Genomic DNA, 8642 nt, shown 5'->3' on the forward strand with positions numbered 1-8642 from the left:
AGTAAACCGCCCGACATGGGGTCACCGTACCGGCAGGCTTTTTCCCTAGTCCAATCAAGGCTTTGCGCGGCATTTACGAAGACGGCTTCCCCTCTCAAGTTGCAAATTTCCCTAGACGCGTATTTTGCCACAGGCGCGCACGCGAGCCTGGTGTTTTTTGAGGTTTGTTAACCGGGGATGGTGCCGGGTTGGCGGTATTCGGTCAAGGACGCGAAGCGGCGTAGCGAATCCTTGACGGCCACGTAAAAGACACGCTCACGCATGCGGCGCAAGGCGGGTCTATCCCTTGCGCCGCTTGTAAGCTGTGGGGTGTTGTTGGGGTTGGGTAAATCCATGCGCGTGAGCGCGCCTGCTATCGCCTCGCGTCAACGCGGCGCGCATCCGTTTTCGGCGAGCGCAGCCCGCACCTTCTCGGCCGCGCCCTGCATGTCGTATGCCTCCTGCTCGCTGGCCGCGCGAGCTGGCGGTAATCGCTGTATCCGGCGCATTTCAGAAACTCGGCGAAGGCCCATGCCTGAGCGGCGGGCAAGTCCACTTTAATGGTCATCATGGTTCGTCCTGGTCATCGCCGTCAATCGCGTCTGGGGGCGCTTGCTGGCCGTCGCCGGTGCCTGGCCCTGGCGGGTCGGTTTGATCGCCCTGGGCGCGGCTTAAACGCGCCGGGTGGGTGGCGTTGTGGATCTCCTTGAGCTTGCTCATCGAGACGTGCGTATAGATTTGCGTCGTTTCCAGGTTGGCATGTCCAAGCATTGCCTGAATGAAACGAATGTCCGCGCCGTTTTCCAGCATGTGGGTCGCCATCGCGTGCCGGAACACGTGACACGCGCCGGGCGTGGTGATGCCCGCCGCTTCCACATGGCGACGCATCAGGTCGCCTATAAAGCGCGCACTCATGGGCTGGCCGTAGTCGTCCAGAAACAAGGTCTGGTCATCGTAGCCGGTGACGATCTCCGGCCGCACTTCCAGCAGGTACTTGTCCGTCCACTTGCAAGCTCGTTCGCCAATCGGCAGGAACCGGTCTTTGCGCCCCTTGCCCTGGCGAATCATCAAGGTGCCGCGCTCGGTGTCGAGGTCGTATTGCTTCAAGTGCATCAATTCCATGCGCCGGATGCCGGTCGAGTAAAACACTTCCATCACGGCGCGGTTGCGGATGCCCAGCAAGATGGTCGGATCGGCCTGATTGATGATGGTTTCGACCTGCTGCACCGACAGGATGGTCTTGGGCAGCGATTTTGGTTTCTTGGGCAGTTCGAGGTCGGCGGCCGGGTTGTGCAGCAAGTGGTTTTGCCGCACCATCCAGCGAAACCAGGCCGTCAATGGGTTCAGCAGGCCGAGCTGCCCCATGATCGAGAGCGGTGCGCCGTTGCTCTTGCGGTATTGGTAGAGCGTGCGCTGGTAGCGTTCCAGCATCGGGCGCGTGATCTCGACCGGGCGCGTGATGCCGCGCTCGTCGCACCAGATGATGAAGCGCTGCACCGAGAAGCGGCGGCTCGACATCGTTTGCTCGGAGAAACCAGCGGCCAGCGACCAATCGCACCAGGCAGTAAGGTAAGGGTGCAGCGGATGGCCGGGCGCGGGATCGTAGGGATTGACGCTCGTGCGGCGGCGCTTGCGCTTTGGATTCAAGGTACGCGTCATGTCAGCTCCCCGCTACAGCAACAAGGGGTTGCGGGTACGACGTGATTTTTCCGTTTGCCCGTAGGAGGTGCGTTTTTGCATCGGAATCAGGTAAATCGGCGCAATCCCTTATGTCTGCTGGCTCGCTCTCCAATTGCGCACCCCGACCAGGGGCCGACTGAGGGCCGACCATGCCCCGACCAGACCCCGACCGAGTGGCGTTTTGCCCCGACCGGGCGGCGTCATAGGCGCAGGCCAGCGTCTCGATATTGACCAGGCCGGGGAAGCGCAGCGTGTCGCCGTCGCCCGCCACGTCATACACCAGTTCGTAGTCGAAGCCGTTGGTGCGCGTGCGGTGGGCCACGATGTATTCGAGTTCGACCAGCCGCGCCAGGTGCATTTTGAGTTGCGTATCGCCCCAATTGATCGCCTCGCGCAAGGCGCGGCGGCTAAACACGATGTCGGTGCGCGCCATATCGTGCGTGGCGGCGTGGGCGGCAACATAGCCATCGACGGCTTGCAGCAGCCGGCGCGTTTGCGGCGGCAATTCGTCCAGGCTACGCCCCAGCACGTCATGCGCCAGGCGGTTGGCCAGCGCGATGTCGGCCAGCGTCACCTCGATGTAGTCGATGATTTGCTCGCCCCGGCGCGTGGTGTGCGTGGTGCGCTGATGTTGATGCACGAAGGCGATGGTGTCGATCAAGGTCAGATATTTTTCGTGATCGCGGCGCAGCCGCGTGGTCTGATCGGGGAAGGTCAGGAACCGGGCGTAAGGGTTCAGCACGTCGAGCGGGCGCAATAGGCGCTGGGCGTTCTGGTGCAGGGTAATCAAGGCTTCCCGGTCGCGCTTGGCAAGCAGGCCGTCGAGCGTGCGCCGGTCGCGCTGCAACTGGTGGATGGCGCGGGTCTGGTGGCGCGACTCGTCCACCGACAGCACCAAGCAGCGGTTGAGCAATTCTTCGTCGATGTCGCGGGCCGTCGTCGTCACCAGCAGCGCAACCGGCCCTTCGACCCGGTATTGCTGGGTAATCAGGTTGCCGGTGTTGGGGTCTTTGCCGGTACTGGCAATGGTCAGTTCGCCTTCCGATTGCAGCAGCTTCAATGCGTAGCTGGCCTTGCTTGCGCCTTCTTCCTCAACGATTGCCAGCGCCTTGTGCTTCAAATTGGTTTCGCCCATGTAGAACAGGCTCTGCCCGGTCATCGAGCTGTATTTGACTTTTTCTTCTTCGGGGACGAAGGCCAGTACCGCATCCATCAGGCTCGTTTTACCGGCTGCGGAAGATGACTGGATCACGATGCCCAGCGGCTTGTCGAGCTTGCGCGAAACCGCGGCGAGGTAGCCAACGAGTTTGTTGGTTTCCTCGCCGACCAGCCCGCAAGTGGCTAAGTCGGTCAGGATGCGCCCCGGCAGGTCGGGCGCGTGCAGTAGGGACAGCGCCGCCTCGCGCTCGGTGTCGCTCATCTGCACGGCCAGCGGCTCGGCGGGCTGCATGGCCTGGGTGATGGCGTCCTCTTGCAGTTGTTCCAGCCGCATCAGGACGCGGCCCAAGTCGGTTTTAAGCACGGCTTCCTTGATCTGCAATTCCAGCGCGGCGTGCGTGGTGTAGCTGGCGCGCTGCTTGGCGCTGTACAGGTCGAGCGTATCGACATAGAAGCTGTCGCCACGCGAGGCCAGCAGGTTGATTTTTAGCAGCTCGAAGCTGAGATTTTTTGCCAGCCCGCGCACGCGATAGCGCCGGTCGCCCAGCGTCATGGTGATTTCGTTGTCCTTGATCTCGGTCGGGATGTCGGGCGGCGGCGGTGCTGGTATGGGGCTGGCGGGAAGTGCCGGGGCGGCGGGCTGTTCCAGCATTGCGGCTTGCACAGGAGCAGCTAAAGAAGACGGCACCGGCTGCGCTGGTGCATCGGCTGGCGCAATGGGTGGCTCGGATATGTTAGTAGTTGGCGGTGCCACGGCTGGAGGAACGGCTAGTGCCACGGTTTCCATATCCGCTTGCGGCGCTTTACCCTGGCCCAACCAGGCGGCTTTGCGGATCAGCACACCCAGGCTCTTGTCGGCGGGCTGCACCTTCAACGCGTACTCGTTGGCGTCCATGCCCTTGGGAAACTGGATACGGAAACACTCGATGCCTTCTGCCATCAGGCGTTCGGCAACCTTCGCCGCGCCACGCTCGCCCGCCTCGTCTCGGTCGTAGGCAATCAGCACGCGGCGCGTGCCGTGGGCCTTGAATGCGGCCAGGTGGTCGTCCGTAAAGCCTTCCACGCCGTAGCTGCTGGTGACATTGCGATATCCCGCGCACCAGAACGTCAAGGCGTCGATCAGCGCCTCGCACAGGATGATTTCTTGATGCGCGGCCAACGCGGCCGCATTGAACACGCCGCGATGCAGGCCAGGCAAATACAGGTGCAGCGGCGTGCCTTTGCGCAAACGGTCTGTGATCTTGCGCCCGTACACCTCCGTCACCGTGCCGTGCGCGTCGGTGATCGGCACGATCAGCGAGCCGTTAAAATGCTCGTGACCAGACTCGCGGTAAATGCCGATACGCTCCAGGCGCGAGCGAATGTCGGCACCGGCCACGCGAGTCTTATCCGGTAGACGCAAGCCCAGCGTGCGGTTGGCAAAGCCGAGTTTAAATGTATCGATCGCTTCCGCCGCCGCACTGCCAACAATGCCCCGTTCTTCCAGATAGATCAGCGCTTCCGGGCTTTGCTTCAAACACTGGTGGTAGTAGTCGATGACCTGGCCCAAGAGCTTTTGCTCGTCGGCGTCGGGGCAGACCGGCGCATCGAGCTGCTTCACCGTGGCGCGCTTGATCGCGCCCGAACCGGCAGCTAAAGAAGAACCGCCATCGCGCAGCAGCTCGACCGCATGGCGGAAGCTGACGCCGTTTTTTTTGATGATCCAGTCAATCGGCCCGCCAGCGGCGCCACAGCCGAAGCAATGCCAGAGATTTTTAGCGGGTGTGACGACCAGCGAGGCTGTGGCGTCGGCATGGAACGGGCACAGCCCGATGAAGTCCTTGCCGGATTTCTTCAGCTCAATGCTGGCACTCTCGACCAGGCGCTGCACCGATACCTCATTTTTTAGCCGCTCGATCTCACTTTCCGGTATCCGTGCCATAAATCCGCCTTCCTCTAAAAACCTGTCAATAGACATCTGTACATGCTATTATATGGACACATGTGGATATATGCAACAAGTCATAAAAAGGGAGGCCTTAAAATGGCAAGCATCGTTTTCAGAGTTACGGTGCAAGACATGGCAGCTTTTTCAGAACGGCTAAAGTTACTGCGGGAGTCGCGTAAATTGACGCAAGTCAGGCTGGCGGAATTGATCAGCGTGAATCCTCGCGCCTATAACCGTTGGGAGCGTGGTAGCTTCATTCCGCAGCTTGATACACTCATGAAGATCGCGGACGTACTGAATGTCACCCTTGATGAGTTGACCGGACGCACGACGACCGTGCATGAACCAACAGTTCACAATCAGAAACTGTATGCATTATTGCAAGAGGTGGATGCGTTGCCCGACGTGGATCAACAGGCGCTTATCATCCTCATGGATAGCCTAGTGAAGCGAGCGAAGATGGATCGCGTACTAGCGACGTAACAACCCAGCAGCTAAAAAAGAAGCCTTCTCAATGCCCCACGCGCTAGCCGGGGTTGGGGGAGGCTTTTTTTGTTAACTATAAGTAATAGCCACCCATTCCCACGTTAGGAGCCGTCCGCTTCATCCGCCACGGCGAGAGCGCCTCCAATGCCGCCCCGCCACCATCGTCATTTCAACCGGATGCACGGCACATTACCTACACAAGTCATCGCCTTGAACCCTCCCGGCACGTTGATGAATTTGCCATCTGATGCATTCACGTAGCGCACGCCGCCCGTACGTTTGTTCAGCGCCGCCAGCGTGCTTTGCGCTGCGGTCACTTCGCCGTTAACCTGGTCGCGTTCGATTTTCAAATCGGCAAGCTGTGAGCGCTGCCACCAGACGGCACCCCACGCGGCCAGCGTAACCGCCAGGATCGCACCACAAGCCGTAGCAGCGGCCAGCGCTGCCCAACGCCAACCGAACCATTTAACGGCCTCTTTGAGCTGTCCTTCGGCAGTGGCTGTCTCGCCCGCCACACCAGCCAATCCAGCCAGCAATGGCTGGCATGCGACCGCCACGGCGTCGCTCGCGGTCTGACTCGCACTTTCCAATTCGGTTTTGACGCCTCGCGCCGCACCTTCGCTGGCCGCTTGAGCAGCTTTGGGGACGAGCTGCTCGCCGATGCCCTGCAACTGCACTGCCGTTTTTGCTAACTCGATTTGGCGCTTGTCCAAACCGGCCAGCGCCGTGCTAACAGCCTTTTGCTGTTGCTCGGCAACCTCCATCAGAAGGTATAGATTTTTTTCGATGTCGTCCATTTCGTACCTTTCCACTTGCACTGTTGATTGGATGCCGGGTTATCGGGTCGGCCCGCCACGGTCGAGGTCCTTCTTGGGCTTATTGGCTTGCTCAAGCTCTTGCCGTTTTTGCTCCACATCGGCTTGCCGTTTGACGTCTGCCTGGTGTTGCACCTCCGCCACCAGGCGGGCCTTTTCCGCTGCGGCCTGCTGTCGCTCCTGCTTTACCTTTTCTTGTTTGTATTGCTCGAATTGGGCGCGCACAACGGCCCGGCCGTCCGTTGCCTGCTGTTGAATGCTGGCACGCTCTTTCTGCGCTGCGGCCAAGTCACCGCTGGTATCGATAATGCTGCGCTCTAACTGGGCCGATTGTCGCTCAAGCTGCCCCTCGTTGCGGGCGCTACGCAGGCGCTCGCTGATCTCCTGTTCGAGTTCCTGCCGCCGATGTGACGGCTTGCCGGTGCGCCGCTCGTAGTTGGTGGCCGCTGGCCCTAAATGCACGGTCGGCACGCGGTTGATTCCCTGCGCTTCAAGGGTGCGGTGATCGACCCGTTCGGAGTGGCCCGCTTCGCGCAAATGCTGGTTTTGAATGATGGCGAAGCGCTCCCGCCAGCGTACTACCTCGCCTTGCTTCACCTCGTCCAGCTCGCGGGTCTTTGCGTGGAATCCGAACGGGCCGAGTCGCCGCGTGCTGCATAGGATGTGCGCGTGGTAGTTGCGGTTATCGCCGCCTTTGCCGGGTTCGTGGATGGCGACATCGGCCACGCACCCGTGGCGCTCGACGATCTCGCGGGCCAGGGCAAGGGAGAGTTCGCGGCGCTGGGACGCGTTCAGCTCGTCGGGCAAAGCAATCTCGAATTCCCGGCCCACAGTGGAATTCTTGCGCGTCTCGCTTTGCTCGGCCGCGTTCCAAAGTTTCTCGCGGTCGCTGGCCCATTCCGGCGCACCGCTGGGCAGGGTGAGGTCTACCGACAGCACACCTTTTTTGTGCGTGTAGTCGTGGATTTCTCCCGTGCGCTGGTCAACGATCTTTTCGGCGGCGCGATAGGCCGCTGCTGCCGTGACACTACGTCCGGCAGAGCGCGAAATCGTTTTAACGCTCAGGTGATAGATCGCCATGTGCGCAGGCAGGGGGTGGTTTTCGCTGTTCCGGGGTTAGCCTACGGCAGGTACGCACGCAAACTCGAAGAGTTTGCATAAGTGCGCCCTTTGTTTTACTAAACCTACCATATCCCGAGACTTTTGCAAACAGCCAACTTGCCACCGCACACACTAAAAGTCGCGCTACAATTATGGCTATTTCACCGTGGGAGCCGTCGCTATGGGAACACTGGAAGAGAAGATCGTCGCCGCTGAAACCAAGCTCAAGCAGCTAAAGGCAGAACAGCAGAAGGTCGAGGCGCGCAAGAAGGCGGTTGAGGTCAAACGTAAGCGCCAGGATGATACGCGGCGCAAGATATTGGCCGGGGCGGTGCTGCTGGATCAAATGGTTGATGAGAAATGGCCGAAAGCGACGTTTACGGCCATGATGGATAAGGCGTTAACCAGAAATGAGGACCGGGCACTTTTTGAGCTTCCGGCCATTTCTGAGACCGACATCGAAGAGAAAGCGCCAGAACCGAAATCGGAGAATGTTCCATGATGGTTATGCTTCTGATAGCACAGGATACGGAGAGGGTACGCCCTGCGCTTCAAATGTGCACCTTCAGCTTACTGCCCCGCTCGTGTCGAATCGTCGGCACGACTGCTCCGTCCGTGTCCGTTTGTCGGATCTGACCCCCGTGCCGTTCCCGCACACTGGTGACCCCGCGCCCCGTTTCCTGACCCCGCGCCTAGAACTCGTCATACACCACGCAAAACAACCCTAGTGAACTTTCCATGTACTTCGCGAAGACTGCCGCCTCAAGCCTTGAATCGAACACTATATCTTCGAGCCCGACCAGAAGCACGCCATCAACGCCCTGCACAGCTCCCAAGGAGGCAACTCTTTGCTCGAGATCGTTTAGCAATACAACCCGGTGACCAATTTCAGGGGTATGCGGAAAATCAATCTCGCCTGTTACGTTGCCATAAGCATGAGTCGGGGAATCAAAAATTGAAAAATCAATTGAATATTTCATGATCATCCACGAGGTGCGCCAGGCGTGTGGACTGTCATCGCTGCAGCAGTCTCTGCCGACATATCACAGCCCATCTTTCTGCCCAACGTTATCATTGCCCAAATATTGTTAGTGCGGCCGTTAAGATCATCAATGTGGCCCGTCCACGTCGTGCTCGTTCCAGTCACAGTTGGATTGGCAACCGAGAAAGCGTTATTGTAGAGAAGCTTATCGTTATACATGGCTTCCATTTTTGTTTGAGCCCCTGTAATGGCCTGCATCACCGCAGCCTTAATAGCGCGACAAGGATCGTCGGAATTGGCACAATTTCGGTCAAAATGCCTCTCTTCCATCCGACTCATATCGCTTGGACGGGTTGATGCCTGGATAGCCTTTATTCCATAATGCGCAGTCGCCGCTGAAATTAATGCGACCCCACCATAGTAAATTAATGGGGGAACGAAGAATGCCTCGCCCGTCGGATCAATTCGCGAAACCGGATTACCTCCGACATAGCCATAGGTATTGATCCCGCCA

Annotated in this window: 8 protein-coding genes; 2 read left to right on the forward strand and 6 right to left on the reverse strand. The window is 59.3% G+C overall.

Going from position 1 to position 8642, the window contains the following annotated elements:
• Window positions 1-546 precede the first annotated feature (546 nt).
• Together xerC and PO883_RS33150 are read right to left on the reverse strand one after the other, a co-directional pair.
• Window positions 547-1638 carry a site-specific tyrosine recombinase XerC gene (gene xerC, locus PO883_RS33145; protein WP_289313581.1) on the reverse strand — a complete coding sequence of 364 codons (1092 nt, stop codon included), beginning with the start codon at window positions 1636-1638 and terminating at the stop codon, window positions 547-549.
• A gap of 1 nt (window position 1639) precedes the next feature.
• Window positions 1640-4738: a CHC2 zinc finger domain-containing protein gene (locus tag PO883_RS33150; RefSeq protein ID WP_289313582.1), complete on the reverse strand. Its 3099-nt coding sequence runs from the start codon at window positions 4736-4738 to the stop codon at window positions 1640-1642.
• A gap of 102 nt (window positions 4739-4840) precedes the next feature.
• Between PO883_RS33150 and PO883_RS33155 the strand changes: the two genes are divergently transcribed.
• A complete protein-coding gene (locus tag PO883_RS33155) occupies window positions 4841-5227 on the forward strand; it encodes a helix-turn-helix transcriptional regulator (RefSeq protein ID WP_289313583.1) in 387 nt (128 codons plus the stop codon).
• A gap of 167 nt (window positions 5228-5394) precedes the next feature.
• On the opposite strand, the gene PO883_RS33160 is transcribed toward PO883_RS33155, so the two are convergent.
• On the reverse strand, window positions 5395-6027 hold the full coding sequence (locus PO883_RS33160; RefSeq protein ID WP_289313584.1) for a hypothetical protein: 633 nt from the start codon (window positions 6025-6027) through the stop codon (window positions 5395-5397).
• A 39-nt stretch (window positions 6028-6066) separates the two neighbouring features.
• Window positions 6067-7125 (reverse strand): MobQ family relaxase, encoded by a 1059-nt coding sequence (gene mobQ / locus PO883_RS33165; RefSeq protein ID WP_289313585.1) that lies wholly within the window; start codon window positions 7123-7125, stop codon window positions 6067-6069.
• A 202-nt stretch (window positions 7126-7327) separates the two neighbouring features.
• On the opposite strand from mobQ, the gene PO883_RS33170 reads away from it, so the two are divergent.
• Window positions 7328-7648, forward strand: coding sequence for a mobilization protein (locus PO883_RS33170; protein ID WP_289313586.1), 321 nt, complete (start codon window positions 7328-7330; stop codon window positions 7646-7648).
• A 190-nt stretch (window positions 7649-7838) separates the two neighbouring features.
• Here the strand turns inward: PO883_RS33170 and PO883_RS33175 are convergent, their stop codons facing one another.
• Window positions 7839-8126: a hypothetical protein gene (locus tag PO883_RS33175; RefSeq protein WP_289313587.1), complete on the reverse strand. Its 288-nt coding sequence runs from the start codon at window positions 8124-8126 to the stop codon at window positions 7839-7841.
• 2 nt (window positions 8127-8128) lie between these two features.
• Window positions 8129-8642, reverse strand: a 514-nt coding sequence (locus PO883_RS33180; protein WP_289313588.1) for a hypothetical protein, incomplete at its 5' end; no start/stop codon positions are given.

The sequence above is a fragment of the Massilia sp. DJPM01 genome (assembly GCF_030348125.1).
GTDB lineage: Bacteria > Pseudomonadota > Gammaproteobacteria > Burkholderiales > Burkholderiaceae_D > Telluria_A > Telluria_A frigida.